14 protein-coding genes and 2 pseudogenes are annotated in these 19,919 nt (G+C 62.6%); 4 read left to right on the top strand and 12 right to left on the bottom strand.

Annotated elements, in window-relative coordinates; genetic code table 11:
- Positions 1–12: 12 nt before the first annotated feature.
- Together GEV39_RS01500 and GEV39_RS01495 are read right to left on the bottom strand one after the other, a co-directional pair.
- Positions 13–1,263 carry a sarcosine oxidase subunit beta family protein gene (locus GEV39_RS01500; protein ID WP_173887341.1) on the bottom strand — a complete coding sequence of 417 codons (1,251 nt, stop codon included), beginning with the start codon at positions 1,261–1,263 and terminating at the stop codon, positions 13–15.
- A gap of 15 nt (positions 1,264–1,278) precedes the next feature.
- On the bottom strand, positions 1,279–2,532 hold the full coding sequence (locus GEV39_RS01495; RefSeq protein ID WP_085626188.1) for a serine hydroxymethyltransferase: 1,254 nt from the start codon (positions 2,530–2,532) through the stop codon (positions 1,279–1,281).
- 341 nt (positions 2,533–2,873) lie between these two features.
- On the opposite strand from GEV39_RS01495, the gene GEV39_RS01490 reads away from it, so the two are divergent.
- Entirely contained in the window at positions 2,874–3,914 is a 1,041-nt protein-coding gene (locus GEV39_RS01490; protein WP_173887340.1) for a threonine aldolase family protein, read from the top strand.
- Positions 3,911–4,324: pseudogene (locus GEV39_RS01485) on the top strand (beta-eliminating lyase-related protein); the annotation flags it as partial. The gene GEV39_RS01490 and the pseudogene GEV39_RS01485, both read left to right, overlap by 4 nt.
- A gap of 135 nt (positions 4,325–4,459) precedes the next feature.
- Here GEV39_RS01485 and GEV39_RS26445 read toward each other — a convergent pair.
- From GEV39_RS26445 to GEV39_RS01470, 4 genes and pseudogenes are all read right to left on the bottom strand, one after another.
- A complete protein-coding gene (locus GEV39_RS26445) occupies positions 4,460–5,188 on the bottom strand; it encodes a methyl-accepting chemotaxis protein (RefSeq protein WP_392484450.1) in 729 nt (242 codons plus the stop codon).
- 135 nt (positions 5,189–5,323) lie between these two features.
- Positions 5,324–6,352: pseudogene (locus GEV39_RS26440) on the bottom strand (HAMP domain-containing protein); the annotation flags it as partial.
- A 248-nt stretch (positions 6,353–6,600) separates the two neighbouring features.
- A complete protein-coding gene (locus tag GEV39_RS01475) occupies positions 6,601–6,903 on the bottom strand; it encodes a cell division protein ZapA (protein WP_029886391.1) in 303 nt (100 codons plus the stop codon).
- Positions 6,900–7,130, bottom strand: a complete 231-nt coding sequence (locus tag GEV39_RS01470) for a hypothetical protein (RefSeq protein ID WP_009683367.1) — start codon at positions 7,128–7,130, stop codon at positions 6,900–6,902. Before GEV39_RS01470 ends, GEV39_RS01475 begins: the two co-directional genes overlap by 4 nt.
- Positions 7,131–7,406: 276 nt before the next feature.
- Here GEV39_RS01470 and GEV39_RS01465 point away from each other — a divergent pair, with 276 nt between their 5' ends.
- Positions 7,407–9,032 (top strand): methyl-accepting chemotaxis protein, encoded by a 1,626-nt coding sequence (locus tag GEV39_RS01465; RefSeq protein WP_173887336.1) that lies wholly within the window; start codon positions 7,407–7,409, stop codon positions 9,030–9,032.
- A gap of 103 nt (positions 9,033–9,135) precedes the next feature.
- On the opposite strand, the gene gbcB is transcribed toward GEV39_RS01465, so the two are convergent.
- Complete coding sequence (gene gbcB / locus GEV39_RS01460; RefSeq protein ID WP_173887334.1) at positions 9,136–10,236, bottom strand: glycine betaine monooxygenase reductase subunit; 1,101 nt, start codon at positions 10,234–10,236, stop codon at positions 9,136–9,138.
- Between the two features lie 295 nt (positions 10,237–10,531).
- On the opposite strand from gbcB, the gene gbca reads away from it, so the two are divergent.
- On the top strand, positions 10,532–11,824 hold the full coding sequence (gene gbca / locus GEV39_RS01455; protein ID WP_009682910.1) for a glycine betaine monooxygenase oxygenase subunit: 1,293 nt from the start codon (positions 10,532–10,534) through the stop codon (positions 11,822–11,824).
- 51 nt (positions 11,825–11,875) lie between these two features.
- Here the strand turns inward: gbca and GEV39_RS26435 are convergent, their stop codons facing one another.
- The 5 genes from GEV39_RS26435 to dgcA form a co-directional block, all read right to left on the bottom strand.
- Positions 11,876–12,688, bottom strand: a complete 813-nt coding sequence (locus GEV39_RS26435) for an RHS repeat-associated core domain-containing protein (RefSeq protein WP_173887332.1) — start codon at positions 12,686–12,688, stop codon at positions 11,876–11,878.
- 1,019 nt (positions 12,689–13,707) lie between these two features.
- Entirely contained in the window at positions 13,708–14,478 is a 771-nt protein-coding gene (etfB, locus tag GEV39_RS01445; RefSeq protein ID WP_054912227.1) for an electron transfer flavoprotein subunit beta, read from the bottom strand.
- A gap of 10 nt (positions 14,479–14,488) precedes the next feature.
- Positions 14,489–15,721, bottom strand: a complete 1,233-nt coding sequence (etfA, locus tag GEV39_RS01440) for an electron transfer flavoprotein subunit alpha (RefSeq protein ID WP_173887330.1) — start codon at positions 15,719–15,721, stop codon at positions 14,489–14,491.
- A complete protein-coding gene (gene dgcB, locus GEV39_RS01435; protein ID WP_009682905.1) occupies positions 15,721–17,673 on the bottom strand; it encodes a dimethylglycine demethylation protein DgcB in 1,953 nt (650 codons plus the stop codon). Before dgcB ends, etfA begins: the two co-directional genes overlap by 1 nt.
- A 177-nt stretch (positions 17,674–17,850) precedes the next feature.
- Positions 17,851–19,911, bottom strand: a complete 2,061-nt coding sequence (dgcA, locus tag GEV39_RS01430) for a dimethylglycine demethylation protein DgcA (protein WP_019096852.1) — start codon at positions 19,909–19,911, stop codon at positions 17,851–17,853.
- Positions 19,912–19,919: the final 8 nt, after the last annotated feature.

Below are 19,919 nucleotides of genomic sequence, written 5' to 3'. Positions count from 1 at the left end.
CGGTGTCTCCGGTTAGTGCGCGACGGCGGCGGCGCCGTGTTCGTCGATCAGTGCGCCATTGTAGAAGCGGTCCATGGAGAACGGCGCAGCCAGTGGGTGCATTTCGCCCTTGGCCAGGCTCGCGGCAAAGACGTTGCCCGAACCCGGGGTCGCCTTGAAGCCGCCAGTACCCCAACCGCAGTTGAAGAACATGTTCTTGACCGGGGTTTTGGTGATGATCGGGCAGGCGTCCGGCGAGGTATCGACGATGCCGCCCCATTGGCGGTTCATGCGAACGCGCGACAGGTTGGGGAACATTTCGACGATGGCTTGCAGGGTGTGCTCGATCACCGGGTACGAACCGCGCTGGCCGTAACCGACCCAGCTGTCGATACCGGCACCGATCACCAGGTCGCCCTTGTCGGACTGGCTGATGTAGCCGTGTACGGCGTTGGACATGATCACGCTGTCGATGATTGGCTTGATCGGCTCGGATACCAGGGCTTGCAGCGGGTGCGATTCCAGCGGCAGGCGGAAGCCGGCCAGCTTGGCCATGTGCCCCGAGTTACCGGCGGTGACCACGCCGACGCGCTTGGCGCCGATGAAGCCCTTGTTGGTTTCCACACCGATGACGGCACCGTTTTCCTTGCGGAAACCGATCACCTCGGTTTGCTGGATCAGGTCCACACCCAGGGCGTCGGCGGCACGGGCATAGCCCCAGGCCACGGCGTCGTGACGGGCCACGCCGCCGCGGCGCTGCACGGTGGCGCCAAGGATCGGGTAGCGGGTGTTCTTCGAGCAGTCCAGGTACGGGATTTCGGCCGCGACCTGGGCGGTGTTCAGCAGCTCGCCATCCACGCCGTTCAGGCGGTTGGCCGACACGCGACGCTCGGAGTCACGCATGTCCTGCAGGGTGTGGCACAGGTTGTACACGCCGCGCTGGGAGAACATGACATTGTAGTTGAGGTCCTGGGACAGGCCCTCCCACAGCTTCATGGCGTGCTCGTACAGGTGGGCCGACTCGTCCCACAGGTAGTTGGAGCGCACGATGGTGGTGTTACGGGCAGTGTTGCCACCGCCCAGGTAGCCTTTTTCGATCACGGCCACGTTGGTGATGCCGTGCTCCTTGGCCAGGTAGTAGGCCGTGGCCAGGCCATGGCCGCCACCACCAACGATAACCACGTCGTAGACCTTTTTAGGGGTCGGCGTGCGCCACATGCGCTGCCAGTTCTCGTGGTGGCTGAGGGAGTGCTTGAAAAGGCCGAAGCCCGAATAGCGTTGCATTGTCGTTTACTCCACTCAGCGGTAAACAGGGAAATCAGCGCACAGTGCCGCGACGTTCTTCGCCACATCGGCTTCCACGTCTGCGTCACCGAGGTTGTCGAGGATGTCGCAGATCCAGCCGGCCAGGGCCACGCACTGGGCGACCTTGAAGCCGCGGGTGGTGACGGCCGGGGTGCCGATGCGCAGGCCCGAGGTAACGAACGGAGACTGCGGGTCGTTCGGCACGGCGTTCTTGTTGACGGTAATGTGCGCGCGGCCCAGGGCTGCGTCGGCATCCTTGCCGGTGAGGCCCTGACGAATCAGGCTGACCAGGAACAGGTGGTTGTCGGTACCGCCGGACACCACGTCATAGCCGCGGTCGATGAACACCTGGGCCATGGCCTGGGCGTTTTCGATCACTTGTTGCTGGTAGGCCTTGAAGCCAGGTTCCAGGGCTTCCTTGAAGCACACGGCCTTGGCGGCGATCACGTGCATCAGCGGGCCGCCCTGGGCGCCCGGGAAGACCGCGGCGTTGAGCTTCTTCTCGATCTCTTCGTTGGCCTTGGCCAGGATCAGGCCACCACGCGGGCCACGCAGGGTCTTGTGGGTGGTGGTGGTGACCACATCGGCGAACGGGATCGGGTTCGGGTACAGGCCAGCGGCGACCAGGCCTGCCACGTGGGCCATGTCGACGAACAGCAGTGCACCCACTTTGTCGGCGATGGCGCGGAAGCGCGGGAAGTCCAGGGTCTTGGAGTAGGCCGAGAAACCGGCAACGATCATTTTCGGCTTGTGCTCGACGGCCAGGCGCTCGACTTCGTCGTAGTCGATCAGGCCAGTGTTGGTGTCGATGCCGTATTGCACAGCGTTGTACAGTTTGCCCGAGGACGACACTTTGGCGCCGTGGGTCAGGTGGCCGCCGTGGGCCAGGCTCATGCCGAGGATGGTGTCACCGGCCTGCAGCAGGGCCAGGTAGACAGCGCCGTTGGCCGACGAGCCGGAGTGCGGCTGGACGTTGGCGTAGTCGGCGCCGAACAGTTGCTTGGCGCGCTCGATGGCCAGGGCCTCTACCTTGTCGACGTGCTCGCAGCCGCCGTAGTAGCGCTTGCCTGGGTAGCCTTCGGCGTATTTGTTGGTCAGGCCGCTGCCTTGGGCCTGCATCACGCGCTTGGAGGTGTAGTTTTCCGAGGCGATCAGCTCGATGTGGTCTTCCTGGCGCTGCTCTTCGGCATTCATCGCCGCCAGCAGTGCATCATCGTAACCCTGGATCTGGTCTTGCTTGCTGAACATCGTGTATCTCCCGGCAGCGATCGTTTTTTGTCGTGGGGCACTGCGGCCCTTTGTGGCGATGTTATGACTGGGCGGGGGAGGTCAGATGCCTGCGCACGCCTTGCAATGGCGCGTTTACGACATTCGTTTTTTTGCCGTTGCTGCCGGCCTGTTCGCGGGCATGCCCGCTGCCACAGGTTGGCGGTGTTCTGAGGGTTTGAGGTAACCCTGTGGGCGCGGGCTTGCCCGCGAAGCGGCCAGCACAGACAACCCAGCAACCGACTGTTGCACAGCTTGTATAGGCAACCGCCGAATCGATGGTTTAGAGTGCTGATCTGCGTCGTTCACAGGACAGTAGTGTCATGACAGACAAGAGCCAACAATTCGCCAGCGACAACTATTCCGGCATCTGCCCCGAAGCCTGGGCGGCGATGGAGAAGGCCAACCACGGCCACGACCGCGCCTATGGCGACGACCAATGGACCGAGCGCGCGGCCGAGTACTTCCGCAAGCTGTTCGAAACCGATTGCGAAGTGTTTTTCGCCTTTAATGGCACTGCTGCCAACTCCCTGGCCCTGGCCTCGTTGTGCCAGAGCTACCACAGCGTGATCTGCTCCGAGACCGCCCACGTCGAAACCGACGAATGCGGCGCACCCGAGTTCTTTTCCAACGGTTCCAAGCTGCTGACCGCAGCCAGCGTGCACGGCAAGCTGACGCCGGCGTCCATCCGCGAAGTGGCGCTCAAGCGCCAGGACATTCATTACCCCAAGCCCCGCGTGGTCACCATCACCCAGGCCACCGAGGTCGGCACTGTCTACCGCCCCGACGAACTCAAGGCCATCAGCGCCACCTGCAAGGAACTGGGCCTTAACCTGCACATGGACGGCGCGCGCTTCACCAATGCCTGCGCGTTCCTGGGCTGCAGCCCGGCGGAGCTGACCTGGAAGGCCGGCGTCGACGTGCTGTGCTTTGGCGGCACCAAGAACGGTATGGCGGTGGGCGAGGCGATCCTGTTCTTCAACCGCCAGCTGGCCGAGGACTTCGGCTACCGCTGCAAGCAGGCGGGGCAGCTGGCGTCGAAAATGCGCTTCCTGTCGGCGCCGTGGGTGGGGCTGCTGGAAGGTGGCGCCTGGCTGCGCCACGGCAGCCACGCCAACCAGTGCGCGCAGTTGCTGGCCACGCTGGTCAAAGACGTACCGGGGGTGGAACTGATGTTCCCGGTGGAGGCCAACGGGGTATTCCTGCAAATGCCGGAGCACGCCATTGAAGCACTGCGGGGCAAGGGCTGGCGGTTCTATACCTTCATTGGTAGCGGTGGGGCGCGGTTCATGTGTTCGTGGGATACCGAGCAAGAGCGGGTGCGTGAGCTGGCGGCGGATATCCGCAGCATAATCACCGCCTGACAGATTGCATTCGCGGGCAAGCCCGCGATGAAGCCAACACCAATCTAAAGGAGCTGACCTGGAAGGCCGGCGCCGACGTGCTGTGCTTTGGCGGCACCAAGAACGGTATGGCGGTGGGCGAGGCGATGCTGTTCTTCAACCGCCAGCTGGCCGAGGACTTCGGCTACCGCTGCAAGCAGGCGGGGCAGTTGGCGTCGAAAAAGCGCTTCCTGTCGGCGCCGTGGGTGGGGCTGCTGGAAGGTGGCGCCTGGCTGCGCCATGGTAACCATGCCAACCGTTGCGCGCAGCTGCTGGCATCGTTGGCGAGTGATTTGCCGGGGGTCGAGCTGATGTTCCCGGTGGAGGCCAACGGGGTGTTCCTGCAGATGCCGGAGCACGCCATCGAAGCACTGCGGGGCAAGGGCTGGCGGCGGATATCCGCAGCATGATCACCGCCTGACAGATTGCATTCGCGGGCATGCCCGCTCCCACAGGATTACCGCCGCGTTCAAGCGCTGTGCAGTACCTGTGGGAGCGGGCAAGCCCGCGAAGAAGCCAACACCAATCTAAAGTTTGAACCCACCCATCTGCCGCGCCAGGTCATCAGCCAAGCCACGCAACGCCTGACATTCCTCCCGGCACCCTTGCACCTCAGCCGCCGTCTCCCGCGCCAGATCGGAAATCCCCTGCACCGTGCGGTTGATTTCCTCGGTCACCGCCGACTGCTCTTCAGTCGCCGTAGCCACCTGGTGGTTCATGTCGCTGATGTGCTCCACCTGATCAGTAATCGCACCCAGCGACGCCCCTGTACGCTGGCTCGCTTCCACCCCGGTGCCCGTCGCCTGTTGCCCTGCCTGCATCGAAGTCACCGCAGAACCTGCCCCTTGCTTGAGACGCTGGATCATCTGCTGCACTTCATCAGTGGACAACTGCGTGCGCCGGGCCAGCGTCCGTACTTCATCGGCGACCACGGCAAACCCGCGGCCCATGTCCCCTGCCCGCGCGGCTTCGATGGCAGCATTCAGCGCCAACAGGTTGGTCTGCTCGGAAATACTGCGGATTACCGCCAATACTTCATCGATCGAGGCCACTTCATCAGCCAACTGGCTGACCGCATCGGCGGCCTTGCCAATGTCGCCCGACATGCCCTCGATGCCCCGCACCGACCGCTGCACCACCTCGCGCGCCTGCAATGCCTCATCCCGTGCCGCCTGCGACGCTTGAGCTGCCTGACCGGCGTTGCGCGCAATGTCCTGCACCGTCAGGCCCATCTCGTGCACGGCGGTGGCGACCATTGCGGTCATGTCTTGCTGGCGCCCAGAGCGCTCGGCGGTGTTGTCCACTACCTGCGTCACCTGCTCCACGGCCCGGTGCAGGCGCTCGGAAGTATTCAGTACCTCGCCGATCAGGTCGCGCTGGCTGCCCTGGAAGCGGTTGAAGCCACGGGCCAGGTCGCCCAGTTCATCCGGGCGTGAGTCATCCAGGCGCTGGCTGAGGTCGCCCGCACCGCTGCCAATCTGCACCAGCGCAGCAGTGACGCGCCGCAGCGGCCGCACCAGGCCGCGTGCCAGCAACACCACCAGCAGCAACGAAACCAGGGCTACGGCGCCACCAATCAGGCTGGTCAGCCATACCGCCTGTTGCATGGGGGCGTAGATTTCCGCTTCCGGCACTTCGGCGACCAAGGTCCAGTTCAGGTCACGCAAAGGCAAGCCAAACGCCAGGTATTGTTCGCCGTCACGTTCGAAGCGGCCGCTGCGCAGGCTGGCGCCGCCGCTCATTACCGCCTTAGCGGCCTGGGTGCCAAGCTGTTCGGCGAGCTGGCGCTTGCCGCTGAACGCTGCTTCAGGGTGCACCTGGACAAGGCCATCGTTGCGCACCAGAAATACCTTGCCATGCTCGCCGAAACTGAAGTCGTGGATCAGTTTCGACAGCTCGGTCATTTGCAGGCCCATGCCGGCCACGCCGACCAATTGGCCGTTCTTTTCCACGCGGTAGTCGATGAACAGCGCCAGCTCGCCCGTGGAGCCGTCGACATCGATGTTGATGAACCGCTCGGCACCGCTGTCGACGTAGCCGTAGAACCAGCTGTCCTTGGGGTTGCTGCGGTCGAGGGTTCGGTCCAGGCCATTTTCGTTGTAGTAATGGCCGGTTTCGGTCGCCACGAACAGGGTGGTGAACGCCCGGTTGCGCTGCTTGGCTGCCGTGAGGTATTCGAGAAACTGCGGGACCTGGGCGGGGTCTTCACCGGCGGCAAGCCAGTCGCGCAGCAGGGTATTGCCGGCAATGTCTGCCGCTGCCACCAGCGGCTGGCCCAGCATGTGTTCGATTTCGTTGCGGATGGCCTCGATGCTGGCCGGCAGGGCGGTATCTACCAGGTAACGCTCGGTGAGGCGATTGAGTGCCACGGTGAAGATGATGACCACCACCAGGATGCTCGCCAGCAAGGCACCACCCATGCTGGTTATCAATTGCCACTGGATGCTCTTGCGCCAGAAACCCATGCCCTACCCCCCGCAACATTATTGTTTTGCGAGAAGTGTATACACTTGAGTATTCAGTTAATCCAGTCATTGGGAACAATACACTGGAACCTGGGGCTGCTTTGCAGCCCATCGCGACACAAGGCCGCTCCTGCAGGGGTCGGGTTAACCCTGTAGGTGCGGCCTTGTGTCGCGAAAGGCGGGCGTAGCGTCCAAACGATTGATCAGGACTCTGCGATTGTGCGAACGATCGCATCCACGGTCGCGTCGATCTGCGCCTGGGTGCGCGCCAGGGTTTGCTGGTGCTCTTTCTGCAACTCGACCTGCCTGGAGCAAAGGTTGAGGGCAGCCAGTACCAGCAGCTTGTCACCGATCAACGTCGGGTACTGGCGCTTGGTTTCGTTAAGGGCAGTGTTGAGCATCCGTACCGCCTGGGCCAAGGTTTCTTCCTGGCCTTCAGGCGCTTTGATCGAATAGTCGATGCCGAGAATCGACACGACATTGATCGGCTGCTCTTGCAGTCTCATGCGCCGACAACGCCCGCACTGGCGCGCTCAACCAGAGCCTGGATGCGTGCGGCGGTGGCGCCGTTCTTTTCTTCCTGCTCCATCAGCGACAGCTGCAGGGTTTCGTTTTCTTCCTTGGCCTGGGCCAGTTCCTGGCCAAGGGCGGTGTTCTGCTCGGCAAGTTGAGCGTTCTTCTGCATCAGGTCGCTGACCAGTTGCTCGATTTGATTCAGGGAAGCTTCCAGCATGGGTCTATCTCAGGTTGTTGCGAGGGGCGCACACGATAAAGAAAACTGCCGCCCATCGCCATTAAATATCGGATTCACAAGGTTGCTGACCCGCAGATTGACAGAGGAACCACTCCCTTGTTCCGACCTGGGTCAACCGCCGGTCAGGAAATGGTTAGCGCCCTCATAATTTTTTGCGGCCCCACTCAAGACTCGGCAGTCACGACCGATAGCCCGGCAAGTCCCATTTCGTCGCACCTCAAGCCCCTGCCCTTTCTTGCCTGGATCCCTTCTGCCATGTCTCTACGCAACATGAATATCGCCCCGCGCGCGCTACTTGGCTTCGCCTTGATTGGCCTGTTGATGCTCGGGCTCGGCACCTTTTCGCTGGTACAAATGGGCAACATCCGCCAGGCAGGCGAAGTCATCGAGCAGGTCAACGTACCGAGCATCAAGATTCTGGACGAGCTGACCGGGCTGAACCTGCGCATGCGCACGCTCTCGTACCGCCTGCTGGTCAACCGCGATGCCCAGACCCAGCGCGATACCCTGAACCTGCTCGACCAGCGCAATGCCCAGATGGACCGCGCCCGCGAGGCCTACGTGCCCATGATCCGCGCCGACGACGAACAGGCAGCCTTCGACCAGTTCGGCCAGTTGCTCAGCCAGTACCGCCAACTTGAGTCGCGCATGCGCACCCTCAGCCAGGAGAACCGCCTCGATGAACTGAGCGACATGCTGAACCGCGACCTGATGGCCAACTCCGAGCAGATGAACAAGGTGATGGATACCCTGCTACGCATCAACACCGAGCAGACTCGCGCCACCAACGAGAAGGCCGCCGAGCAATACGGCACGGCCTTCGCGCTGGTCATTGGCCTGTTGATCGGCGCCAGCGTACTGACCTTCGTCTGTGCCTTCCTGCTGACCCGCAGTATCGTCAAGCCGATCGAAGAGGCGCTCAAGAGCGCCGAGCAAATTGCCGACGGTGACCTGACCCACACCGTACGCGCCGAAGGTACCGACGAGGCCGCCCGCCTGTTGCGCGCCATGGCCCGCATGCAGGACAAGCTGCGCGACACCTTGCAACAGATCGCCGGCTCCGCCACCCAGCTGGCCTCGGCAGCCGAGGAGCTGAACACGGTCACCGATGAAAGCGCCCGTGGCCTGCAACAGCAGAACAACGAAATCCAGCAAGCCGCCACCGCCGTTACCGAAATGACCAGCGCCGTGGAAGAAGTGGCGCGCAACGCGGTGAGCACTTCCGAGGCGTCCAGTGAAGCCAGCCGCTCGACCGGCGACGGCCGAGACCTGGTGCTGGAAACCGTGGCTGCCATCGAGCGCATGAGCGGCGATGTGCAAGGTACTGCCAAGCTGGTCACCCACCTGGCCGAGCAGTCACGAGATATCGGCAAGGTGCTGGACGTGATCCGTGGCCTGGCCGACCAGACCAACCTGCTGGCACTCAACGCGGCCATCGAAGCGGCGCGTGCCGGTGAAGCGGGCCGTGGCTTTGCCGTGGTGGCGGACGAAGTGCGGGCACTGGCGCACCGTACCCAGCAGTCGACCAGTGAGATCGAACGCATGATAGGCAGCATTCAAGGGGGTACGGAACAGGCTGTGGAGTCGATGCGTACCAGCACCGAGCGGGCTGAATCAACGCTCAACATCGCGCGCGGGGCCGGCCTGGCGCTGGACACCATTGCCGGGGCGGTGGCGCAGATCAACGAGCGTAACCTGGTGATCGCCAGCGCCGCCGAAGAACAGGCACAGGTGGCGCGGGAGGTGGACCGCAACCTGGTGAATATCAATGACCTGTCGGTGCAGAGTGCGACCGGGGCGCATCAGACCAGTGCAGCGAGTGCTGAACTGTCGCGCCTGGCCGTGGATCTCAATGGCCTTGTAGCCCGGTTCCGTACTTGAAACAGCGGGGCCGCTTTGCGGCCCATCGCGACACAAGGCCGCTCCTACAAGCGACCGCAACCTTGTGTCGCGATGGGCTGCGCAGCAGCCCCCCAATTGCGGATCAGTAATCGATCCGCACATCCCCTTTCGGCACGCTGCAGCACGACAGGATGTAGCCCTCGGCTTCGTCCTCTTCGGTGATGCCGCCGTTGTGCTCCATTTCCACTTCGCCACCCAGCTTGAGCACCTTGCACGTACCGCAAATGCCCATGCCGCAGGCTTTCGGGATCATCAGGCCAACCTTGGCCGCAGCGGCATGCACGGTCTCGCCTGGGGCAATGCGAATGCTCTTCTCGCTGCCGATGAACTCCACCAGGTTGAGGTCGGAGGCGTCCACCTCTGGGGCATCGGCCGCCTGCTCGGCGTGTTCCACTGCGTCGGCCTTGGCCTCCGGCGGCGTGGCGCCGAACGATTCCTCGTGGTAATTGGCCATGTCGAAGCCGACCGCTTCGAGCAGGCGCTTGACCGCGTTCATGTACGGCGTCGGGCCGCAGCAGAACACCACGCGCTCCATGTAGTCCGGCGCGATCAGCTCCATCAGCCGCTGGTTCAGGTAACCGCGGTAACCCGCCCACGGCTCACCCAGGCCATGCTTTTCGCAAATGATGTGCAGGCTGAAGTTGGGGATGCGCGAAGCCATCTGCTCCAGCTCGCGGTGGTAGATGATGTCCTTCGGTGAGCGGGCGCTGTGCACGAACACCATGTCGACATTGGCGTTGGTGTCGTAGAACCAGCGCGCCATCGACATCACCGGGGTAATGCCCACCCCGCCCGACAGGTACAGCACCTTGCCCGAAGGGAAGTCGATGGCATTGAACAGGCCCACAGGGCCGTGCACCGGCACCTCGAGGCCTTCGTGCATGGTGTCGTGCAGGAAGTTCGAGACCAGCCCGCCCGGCACGCGCTTGACGGTGATCGAGAAGCTGTACGGCACCGACGGCGAACTGGAGATGGTATAGGAACGCATCACCGGCTTGCCTTCGATCTCCAGCTCCAGGGTGACGAACTGCCCTGGCTTGAAGAAGAACATGATTGGCTGGTCGGCCATGAAGCAGAAGGTGCGCACGTCCCAGGTCTCCTGGATGACCTTGACGCAGCGCACGATGTGGCGGCCATTGGCCCAGGTCTGGGTAGTGACCGGATTGAGGAAGGTATCGGACATGTTCATCTCCAGCGGCCGACTATGGCCCTTTTTATGGCTGCGATAATGCGCAAGCTGAACACGACGCACATTCCTGCCTGCGACATCGACGTGCTTATCGCGACCAGGCCCGTGGCACAAGGGCTGGCGCGTCGTTATTCAATTCGGCCATGTCGCCCATGGATACGGTTCACGACGTCTTCGGACGCACACTCCACGGCAAAACAACATGCTGTTTTTTCAACGACAGCCTTGCGGCACCACCACAACGATTAGCCACCTTTTGCCGGCCGCACTCGGCCCCGAGGAATACACGATGGACGTCACCGCAACCCTGAGCCTGGGCGATCCACTTGAACCTGCACGCAAGGCTACCGCCGAGATGCTGCAGACCCGCGAGCGCACCTACTCGCTGCCCCAGCCGTTCTACACCGACGAGCGTCTGTTCCAGATCGACATGCAGGAAATCTTCCATAAGGAATGGTTGATTGCCGGCATGACCTGCGAGATCCCGGCCAAGGGCAACTACATCACCCTGCAGATCGGCAAGAACCCGATCATCGTGGTGCGCGGTGCCGAAGGCAAGGTGCATGCCTTCCACAACGTCTGCCGCCACCGCGGCTCACGCCTGTGCGTCAGCGAAAAAGGCAAGGTGGCCAAGCTGGTGTGCCCATACCACCAGTGGACCTACGAGCTGGACGGCCGCCTGCTGTTCGCCGGCACCGAGATGGGTGCCGACTTCGACATGAACCAGTATGGCCTCAAGCCCGTGAACGTGAAGGTCGCAGGCGGCTACATCTTCATCAGCCTGGCGCAGAACCCGCCAGCCATCGACGAGTTCCTGGCCACCCTGGACCACTACATGGAACCGTACGACATGGAAAACACCAAGGTGGCGGTGCAGACCACCTTGATGGAAAAGGCCAACTGGAAGCTGGTACTGGAAAACAACCGCGAGTGCTACCACTGCAACGGTTCGCACCCGGAGCTGCTGCAAACCCTGCTGGAATGGGACGACACCAACGACCCGCGCGCCAGCCAGGAATTCAAGGACCACGTGGCCGCCTCTGCCGCCGCCTGGGAAGCCGAGAAGATCCCTTACCTGCACAAGAGCCATGGCCTGCGTAACCGTATCGTGCGCATGCCGCTGCTCAAGGGCACCGTGTCGATGACCATGGACGGCAAGCAGGCCTGCCAGAAACTGATGGGGCGCATCAAGAACCCGGACCTGGGCTCGATGCGCATCCTGCACCTGCCGCACTCGTGGAACCACTGCATGGGCGACCACATGATCGTGTTCACCGTATGGCCGATCAGTGCCCAGGAAACCATGGTCACCACCAAGTGGCTGGTGCACAAGGACGCTGTGGAAGGTGTGGACTACAACCCGGAAAACATGCGCAAGGTGTGGGACGCCACCAACGACCAGGACCGTCGACTGGCCGAAGAGAACCAGCGCGGGATCAACTCCACCGCGTACCAGCCAGGGCCGTACTCGAAGACTTACGAGTTTGGCGTGGTCAACTTCATCGACTGGTACAGCCAGCGGGTGTTGAACAACCTGGGAGCGGAGCCGGCGCCGTATCTGAAGGAGGTACAGGCGCAGTAAAGGTAATCCCCGCCAAGGCACCCAAGTGCTGCGGCGGGGATCTCCAACAGCTTATAGCCGTGTGTCTTCGATATCGGCCTCAACGTCAACTGGCCTGCGAAGCCCCCTTATCCTGCGGACAAGCCCCCTTATGGCACCTGATACGGCGGAACCCGCTGCCCTGGTGACATGCCGCACCCCTTGCCACGCATAGCTTAAGCCGTATGCATCCAGCAAGGCACCGCCGATTAGTGGCGCTCGGGGCATGCCTCGCACACCCGCACGACGCCACTCATGCATGGCATTCATGGGCAAGGCTGCGTAACCCAGGGACCCTGCCACTGCGCGCCCCAGGTCAGCCCTGTCGAGTGCCGGCTGAATGTTCAGCACAGCCGCAGGATTGACGGTACTGCCAATTTGCGGTCCACGCAGAACCACCGAAGTCATGTAAGCGTAAGCATCAGCGACGTTAGCAAACGCGACTACGCGAGGATGGAGTTGAGGCAGGGGTGGTTCGACAACGCCAGCCGGAAGCGAAACGTTGTTTATCCTGGCTCTCATTCGCGAAACTACCATGTTGCCGATACCTGCTACCGCACTTGTGCCAAAAGCCACCTGCGTTAACAACTGGATCCAGAACCGCCCCGACTCATCAGTTCGATTAACAGGGTCACCTCCACAGTATGCGTAAGCATTGATGCCTCCATGAGCAAAGGGGCTAAGGCTGTCAGGGCTGAGAAATCGCATTAAAGTAGGGCTGTAATGGCGATAACCATTCCCCAACGAGTAATTCCCTGACAGCGGATCACGGCGCTGGCCGCAAAAAGCCAAGGTTGTTGGAGGAAGAGCTCCCACAACGCCGTAAGGTGAGTAGTTTCGCACCATGGTTATCCACAACTCCTCGTATGGACTCGATTACCCTAGCGGCATGGAATATGGTTGGGTACTGACAAAAATATCAGGTACACGCTGGTCATAATTTGATCGGTCCATGCAAAGCCGCAGATTTGTTCGGCTACAGCGATTTCCTACAGCTTGCCCACAGAGACACCAACAGGGTTTGTGAGTAACAGGCCAATGCTCGGCAATTTGCTTGTGGATAACTACTCAAGCCCTTGATTTCCATTGATGAGGATGGATTCAGGCCGGATTGAACATTTTTTGAACTATTTAGTATAGGCCTTGATTTACAAGGCTCTCAGCCTCTACCAAACAGATTATCCACAGACCGGCTAACAGCTATTGTGGGTAAATCTGAAGCAGGCAGGTAGCCGTAGCGTCAGCCTTGAACAGGTGTAACTGAACATTTTTTGACCAAGTCGACGCAGGCCTTGCCAGCTCTGGCCTGCAGCCATACGCCAACACTTTATCCACATCTTGGCAAACAGATTCCGTGGGCAGAACCAAGTGTATCTGATCTTTCTGCTGGTTTTGCACGATTCCACGAGGTCGCTGGATGCTGGCCGCTAGCTGATGTCACTCAGGAAAAGACTTATTCACAGCTATGCCCGACAAATTGGAAAGTGGCCACAGTTATCGTGCATGACTTCAAGAAAATGCGGTCGATGTAGGAGCAACTGTCTTTCTAAAAATTTGAAAAGCCTGCGCGATTCATTGTAGGAGCGGGTTCACCCGCGAAAGGGCCAGGCCTGCGGGCCAGTTTCTGTCAGGCATTGTGCATTGCCGGCACCACCGTATTCGCGGGTGAACCCGCTCCTACATCGATCGATGATACCGGCCCGGCCCCGCAGGGCTACCGGCCACCCCGCCCGTTGTAGGAGCGGCCTTGTGTCGCGATGGGCTGCGCAGCAGCCCCTGGATTTCGAGCATGACTCAAGATTGCCGGGCCTGCTGCGCAGCCCATCGCGACGCAAGGCCGCTCCTACAAGGGATCGCGTGAAGCCTTAACGCAGCACGCCCTCTTCCACCAGCAGCTTGAGGATGGCTTCGGCGCCTTCCTGAGGAGAAACGTCCTTCAACACCTTGCCACCGCCACCACTGGCCTTGGCCGTCGCTGCCTTCATGCGGTCGGCACCGCTCTTGGCCTTGATCACCTTCAACCGCTTGGGCCGTGGCCGGGCCGGTTGCAGCTCTGCCTCGGCCAGCAGTTCGTCTTCGACGATGGCCACGTTACGCGCCGCCAATACGCCCCGGCGTGCCGGGCCAAAGGCACTCTGGCGTGGCTTGGGTGCGGCGTTATCCACAGTCGCCAGCAGCGGCAGGCGCACCTTCAAGCGACGCCGCTGGCCACGTGGCAGAGCCTGCAGGACCTGGGCGGTGCCGTTGTCGATCGACTCCACCTCGGCCAGCCCTACAATCAACGGCCAACCCAGCTTTTCGGCCAGCAGGAACGGCAACATGCCCGACCCCTCGCCCGTCTCTGCCTGGCTGCCGGTCAGTACCAGTTGCGCCCCGGCATCGCGCAGGTAATCCCCCAGCACGCCCAGCACATCGGCACCGGCCGGCTGCTCCAGCACGTCCAGATGCTCAAGGCCCATGCCCAGGTAGGCGCGCAGCGCTTCTTCACGAGGATCGCCAGCATGCACCACCTGCAAGTTATCCCCAGCCAGCTGCAAACCCAGCTCCACGGCGCGGGCATCCTGCTCGGCGCGGCGGGCGCGGCCGGAGCTGGGGTGGGCACCGATGGAAACCAGGCTGATCACTTTCGTACTCATGCTCGTGCCCTTATGCCGCGTCGCGCTGGCCGCCGCTGCGGTAGTTGTCCACAGCTTCGATCAACGCCTTGAGAATCGCCGAGCTGTCGCCAATTACCGACAGGTCAGCCCGTTTGATCATGTCGCAGCCCGGGTCCATGTTGATCGCCACCACCTTGTCGCAGGCACCGATGCCCTGCAGGTGCTGGATCGCGCCCGAGATACCCACAGCCACGTAAACCCGTGCAGTGACCCAGGTACCGGTGGCACCCACCTGACGGTTACGCGGCATGAAGCCATCGTCCACCGCCACTCGCGAGGCGCCTTCGGTCGCGCCGAGGGCCGCAGTGGCTTTGTGGTACAGGTCCCAGTCCTTGACGCCGTTGCCGCCCGACACGATGAATTCGGCTTCGGCCATGGCGATGGTGGCCGGGTCTACAGCCACCGAGCCAAGGTCTTCGATGCGCGACAGGCTGCGCGCGATGCCTGTGGACAACTCCACCGGCAACGCTTCATGGCGGGTTTCGCTGACCGGCTCGGCACACTCCGCCGCCGCCAGGATCAGCCGTGGCACGGCGCGTTGCAGGTCTTGCTGGCCGGCACCGGCACGGCCAATGCACTGGCCGTCCTTGACCTGCCAGACCCGCGTCGCCGGGCGCTCGCCCAGGGACGCACCCAGGCGCCGGCCCAGCTCGCCGCCACCGCTGCGGCTGTCGGGCAGCAGCCAGTGGCGCGGATTGAACTGGTTATCCACAGCGCGCAGGCCCTGCACCAGCTGCTCCGGCGCATAACCTGCAAATTCCTCGCCTTCGAGCACCAGCAGGCGATCGACACCGGCTGTGGAAAAGTTGCTTTCCTTGTGTTCGCCAAACACCACTGCCAGCACGGCGCCGTCGCTGCCGGCCAGGCTATGGGCCAATCCGAGCAAGTCGCGGTCGTGGCTGCTCAGGCGACCGCCGACCATGTCTGGCACTACGGCAATGTAGAACACCGGCTCAGGCACTTGGTGCAGCGGCAACTTGACCTCGGCCGCCGCGGTGCGTCGGCCGCCCACAGCCGTGCCCTGCTGGGCGCCACTGCGGTCGATACGCTTGAGGCCGGCCGGGCCCACAAAGCCTGCGGCGAGCGCATGTGGGTTCTTGCGGATGATGCCGTTGGGGCCCATCCAGCTGGTCTGTTGCGTCTGCATCGCAGCATGCAGCGGATGCAGACGGTTACGGGCGATCCACTCGGCGCGTGGGTCGCGGCGGACAATGTCGCTCATCAGTGCACCTCCGCAGGTTCACGTTTGGCCGCTTGCGGCTTTGCGGCGGCAGGCGCGTCTTCTTCGATCAACACATCAGCCACCAGCTCGGCCAGGTCCTTGATCTGTGGGCGCGGTTCGACCACGCCTTCGAGCATGGCGGTGCACTGTGGGCAACCCACGGCTACCAACTCAGCCTTGGTTTCGCGGATGTCGTCCATGCGCATGTCCGGAATACGCTGCTTGCCGGGGATGTCGGTGATCGGCGCACCGCCGCCACCGCCACAGCACCGCGAACGGAAGCCCGAGCGCTCCATTTCGCGCACTTCGATACCCAGCGCCTTGAGCACCGCACGCGGGGCTTCGTACTCGCCGTTGTAACGGCCCAAGTAGCACGGGTCGTGGTAGGTGACACTGCCACCCTTGTGCTGGCCCAGGTTCAGCTTGTTGGCCGCGATCAGCTCGGCAATGTAGGTGCTGTGGTGCTGCACCTGGTAGTCGCCGCCCAATGCACCGTATTCGTTCTTCAACACATGGAAGCTGTGCGGGTCGCAGGTGACGATACGCTGGAACTTGTACTTGGCCAGGGTCTGGATATTGCGCTTGGCCAGTTGCTGGAAGGTCGCTTCGTCGCCCAGGCGGCGCGCCACGTCGCCGCTGTCGCGTTCTTCCAGGCCAAGTACGGCAAAGTCGACACCCGAGGCCTTCAGCACTTTGACGAACGAGCGCAAGGTGCGCTGGTTGCGCATGTCGAATGCGCCATCGCCCACCCAGAACAGCACCTCGGTGGTTTTCACCTCCGACAGCAGTTGCAGGTTGAGGTCGGCGGCCCAGTTCATACGCCCGCCAGGCGCGAAACCGCCAGGGTTGTCGGTGGCGATCAGGTTGTCCAGCACCTCGGCGCCCTTGTTCGGCGTGGCACCCTTTTCCAGGGTGAGGTGGCGGCGCATGTCGACGATGGCATCGACGTGCTCGATCATCATTGGGCACTCTTCGACACAGGCACGGCAGGTGGTGCACGACCACAGCGTTTCAGCGTCGACCAGGCCATTGACGATCGGCTGGTGCGGGCTGCCGCCGTGCTCGCCAATCGGCTTGCCAGGGTACGGGCTGCCGGCGAACTGGGCGTCGGTGCCACCGGCCAGGCCGATGACCATGTCCTGGATGAGTTTTTTTGGGTTCAACGGCTGGCCAGCGGCAAAGGCCGGGCACATCGCTTCGCACTTGCCGCACTGTACGCAGGCATCGAAGCCAAGCAACTGGTTCCAGGTGAAGTCCACCGGTTTTTCCACGCCCAGCGGCGCGTTGGGGTCTTCCAGGTCCAGTGGCTTGAGGCCGGTGGAGCGGCCACCGCCAAAGCGTTCAGCGCGGCGGTGCCAGGCCAGGTGCAGGGCACCGGCGAAGGCGTGCTTCATCGGGCCGCCCCAGGTCATGCCGAAGAACAGCTCGGACACGCCCCACAGCACGCCCAGGCCAAGGATGCCGACCATCACCCAGCCACCGGTGTTGGCCGGCAGGATGCCAGCAACCGGCAGGGTGGCGATGAAGAAACTCACGGCAAACGCCAGCAGGCTCTTGGGCAGGCGCATCCACGGGCCCTTGGACAGGCGCGAAGGCGGGTTGAGGCGGCGCTTGAAGACAAAGATGGCACCGCTGAACATGATCACCGTGGCGACCAGCAGCGCGTAACCAAGGATCTTGCTCTGCAAGCCAAAGCCGTGCACCAGGATCGCCAGCACGGCCGACAGCACGAAGCCGCCTGCGGTGGCCACGTGGGTCTTGGACATGTACTTGTCGCGCTCGACCACATGGTGCAGGTCCACCAGGTAGCGGCGCGGCATGGCCAGCAGGCCGCCGATCAGGTCGACCTTGGAGGCCCGGCCACGTCGCCACATACGCACCCGGCGCAAGGCGCCGAGCACTGCCAGGCCAAGGGCAGCGAACAGCAGGATGGGTAACAGGGTGTTCAACATGGGAGGCTCCCACAACAGCTGGATTCTTGCGCCGACCTGAGGGCGAGACTGGCCCCATGTAGGAGCGGGTTCACCCGCGAATGCGTCCGGTCAGGCAACGGTGTTGTCAGTGCTGACGCATTCGCGGGTAAACCCGCTCCTACAGGGATCGCGCCCGATGGCGGCGACTATTAACGATCAGAAGTCCTTGCACAGGCGCAAGGCGTCGTAGATCGCCGCATGCACGTTGCGCTGGGCCACGCAGTCACCGATGCGGTACAGCAGGTAGCCTTCGCCCGGCTGGCTGAGGATCGGCTGTGGCTTGATGGCGAACAGCGCCTCCACGTCGATCTGGCCTTTGTTGCGCGAACCTTCCTTCAGCGCGTAATACAGCTGCTCGTCAGGGCGCACGCCGTTTTCCACCACCACCTGGTCAACCACGCGCTCTTCCTTGGCGCCGGTGTACTCGTTCTCCAGCACCGCCACCAGCTTGTCGCCTTCGCGGTAGACCTTTTCCAGCATCATATCGCCGGTCATGATCACTTCTTTCGGGTACATGCTGCGGTAGTAGGTCGGGAAGGTAGTACCACCCATGGCGACGCCCGGCTTGATGTCGTCGGTGACGATCTCGACCTGGCTGCCCTTGTCGGCGATGAAGTCGGCCACCGACATGCCGGTGAACTCGCAGATGGTGTCGTACACCAGCACGTTCTTGCCCGGCGCAACCTTGCCGTCGAGTACGTCCCAGCTGCTGACCACCAGCCCTTCGGCGGCGCCCCAGTGTTCGTTCTGCTCAAGGAACGAGTGGCCACCTACCGCCAGCACGATCACGTCCGGGCGCAGGTCCTGGATCGTCGCCACGTCGGCGGCGGTGCCCAGGCGCAAGTCAACCTTCAGGCGCGCCAGCTCCAGCTGGTACCAGCGGGTAATACCGGCAATCTGGTCACGTTGCGGTGCCTTGGCGGCGATGGTGATCTGCCCGCCGATCTGGTCCTTCTTCTCGAACAGGGTCACATCGTGGCCACGCTCGGCGGCCACGCGGGCCGCTTCCATGCCCGCCGGGCCGGCACCTACCACCACCACCTTGCGCTTCACGCCAGTGGTCTTCTCGATGATGTGCGGCACGCCCATGTATTCACGGGAGGTGGCGGCGTTCTGGATGCACAGCACATCCAGGCCCTGGTACTGGCGGTCGATGCAGTAGTTGGCACCGACGCACTGCTTGATCTGGTCGATCTGGCCCATCTTGATCTTGGCGATCAGGTGCGGGTCGGCCATGTGCGCACGGGTCATGCCGACCATGTCCACGTAGCCGCCTTCGAGAATGCGCGTGGCCTGGTTCGGGTCCTTGATGTTCTGTGCGTGCAGCACGGGGACCTTGACCACTTCCTTGATACCGGCCGCCAGGTGCAGGAACGGCTCTGGCGGGTAGCTCATGTTCGGGATGACGTTGGCCAGGGTGTTGTGGGTGTCGCAACCCGAGCCGACCACACCGATGAAGTCCAGCATGCCGGTCGCGTCGTAGTAGGCCGCGATCTGCTTCATGTCTTCGTGGCTGAGGCCGTCGGGGTGGAACTCGTCGCCACAGATACGCATGCCCACGCAGAAATCGTCACCGACTTCGGCGCGCACAGCCTTAAGCACTTCCAGGCCGAACTTCATGCGGCCCTCGAACGTGCCGCCCCATTCGTCGGTACGCTTGTTGACCCGCGGGCTCCAGAACTGGTCGATCATGTGCTGGTGCACTGCCGACAGCTCGACACCGTCCAGGCCGCCCTCTTTGGCGCGACGCGCGGCCTGGGCGTAGTTACCGATCACCCGCCAGATCTCTTCCACCTCGATGGTCTTGCAGGTGGCGCGGTGCACCGGTTCGCGAATACCCGAAGGCGACATCAGGGTCGGCCAGTTGAAGCCGTCCCAACGCGAGCGGCGGCCCATGTGGGTAATCTGGATCATGATCTTGGCCCCATGCTTGTGCATGGCGTCGGCCAGGTTCTGGAAGTGCGGGATGATGCGGTCGGTGGAAAGGTTGACCGATGCCCACCATTCCTGGGGGCTGTCGATGGCCACCACCGACGAACCGCCGCAGATCGCCAGGCCGATACCGCCCTTGGCCTTTTCTTCGTAATACTTCACATAGCGGTCGGTCGTCATGCCGCCGTCAGTGGCGTAGACCTCGGCGTGCGCGGTGCTGAGCACGCGGTTGCGGATGGTCAGTTTGCCGATCTGGATCGGCTGGAACATTGCTTCGAATGCCATGACGCTAT

The sequence above is a fragment of the Pseudomonas sp. NY5710 genome, assembly GCF_013305665.1.
GTDB lineage: Bacteria > Pseudomonadota > Gammaproteobacteria > Pseudomonadales > Pseudomonadaceae > Aquipseudomonas > Aquipseudomonas juntendi.
The sequence above is the reverse complement of the archived record's forward strand: the minus strand, read 5'-3'. Positions and strand labels throughout refer to the sequence as shown.

Bases quoted from the DNA above. Each gene is read 5' to 3' on its own strand.
- GEV39_RS01500 (WP_173887341.1), bottom strand. From the start codon at position 1,263: ATGCAACGCTATTCGGGCTTCGGCCTTTTCAAGCACTCCCTCAGCCAC.
- GEV39_RS01495 (WP_085626188.1), bottom strand. From the start codon at position 2,532: ATGTTCAGCAAGCAAGACCAGATCCAGGGTTACGATGATGCACTGCTG.
- GEV39_RS01490 (WP_173887340.1), top strand. From the start codon at position 2,874: ATGACAGACAAGAGCCAACAATTCGCCAGCGACAACTATTCCGGCATC.
- GEV39_RS26445 (WP_392484450.1), bottom strand. From the start codon at position 5,188: ATGGTCGCCACCGCCGTGCACGAGATGGGCCTGACGGTGCAGGACATT.
- GEV39_RS01475 (WP_029886391.1), bottom strand. From the start codon at position 6,903: ATGAGACTGCAAGAGCAGCCGATCAATGTCGTGTCGATTCTCGGCATC.
- GEV39_RS01470 (WP_009683367.1), bottom strand. From the start codon at position 7,130: ATGCTGGAAGCTTCCCTGAATCAAATCGAGCAACTGGTCAGCGACCTG.
- GEV39_RS01465 (WP_173887336.1), top strand. From the start codon at position 7,407: ATGTCTCTACGCAACATGAATATCGCCCCGCGCGCGCTACTTGGCTTC.
- gbcB (WP_173887334.1), bottom strand. From the start codon at position 10,236: ATGTCCGATACCTTCCTCAATCCGGTCACTACCCAGACCTGGGCCAAT.
- gbca (WP_009682910.1), top strand. From the start codon at position 10,532: ATGGACGTCACCGCAACCCTGAGCCTGGGCGATCCACTTGAACCTGCA.
- GEV39_RS26435 (WP_173887332.1), bottom strand. From the start codon at position 12,688: ATGGTGCGAAACTACTCACCTTACGGCGTTGTGGGAGCTCTTCCTCCA.
- etfB (WP_054912227.1), bottom strand. From the start codon at position 14,478: ATGAGTACGAAAGTGATCAGCCTGGTTTCCATCGGTGCCCACCCCAGC.
- etfA (WP_173887330.1), bottom strand. From the start codon at position 15,721: ATGAGCGACATTGTCCGCCGCGACCCACGCGCCGAGTGGATCGCCCGT.
- dgcB (WP_009682905.1), bottom strand. From the start codon at position 17,673: ATGTTGAACACCCTGTTACCCATCCTGCTGTTCGCTGCCCTTGGCCTG.
- dgcA (WP_019096852.1), bottom strand. From the start codon at position 19,911: ATGGCATTCGAAGCAATGTTCCAGCCGATCCAGATCGGCAAACTGACC.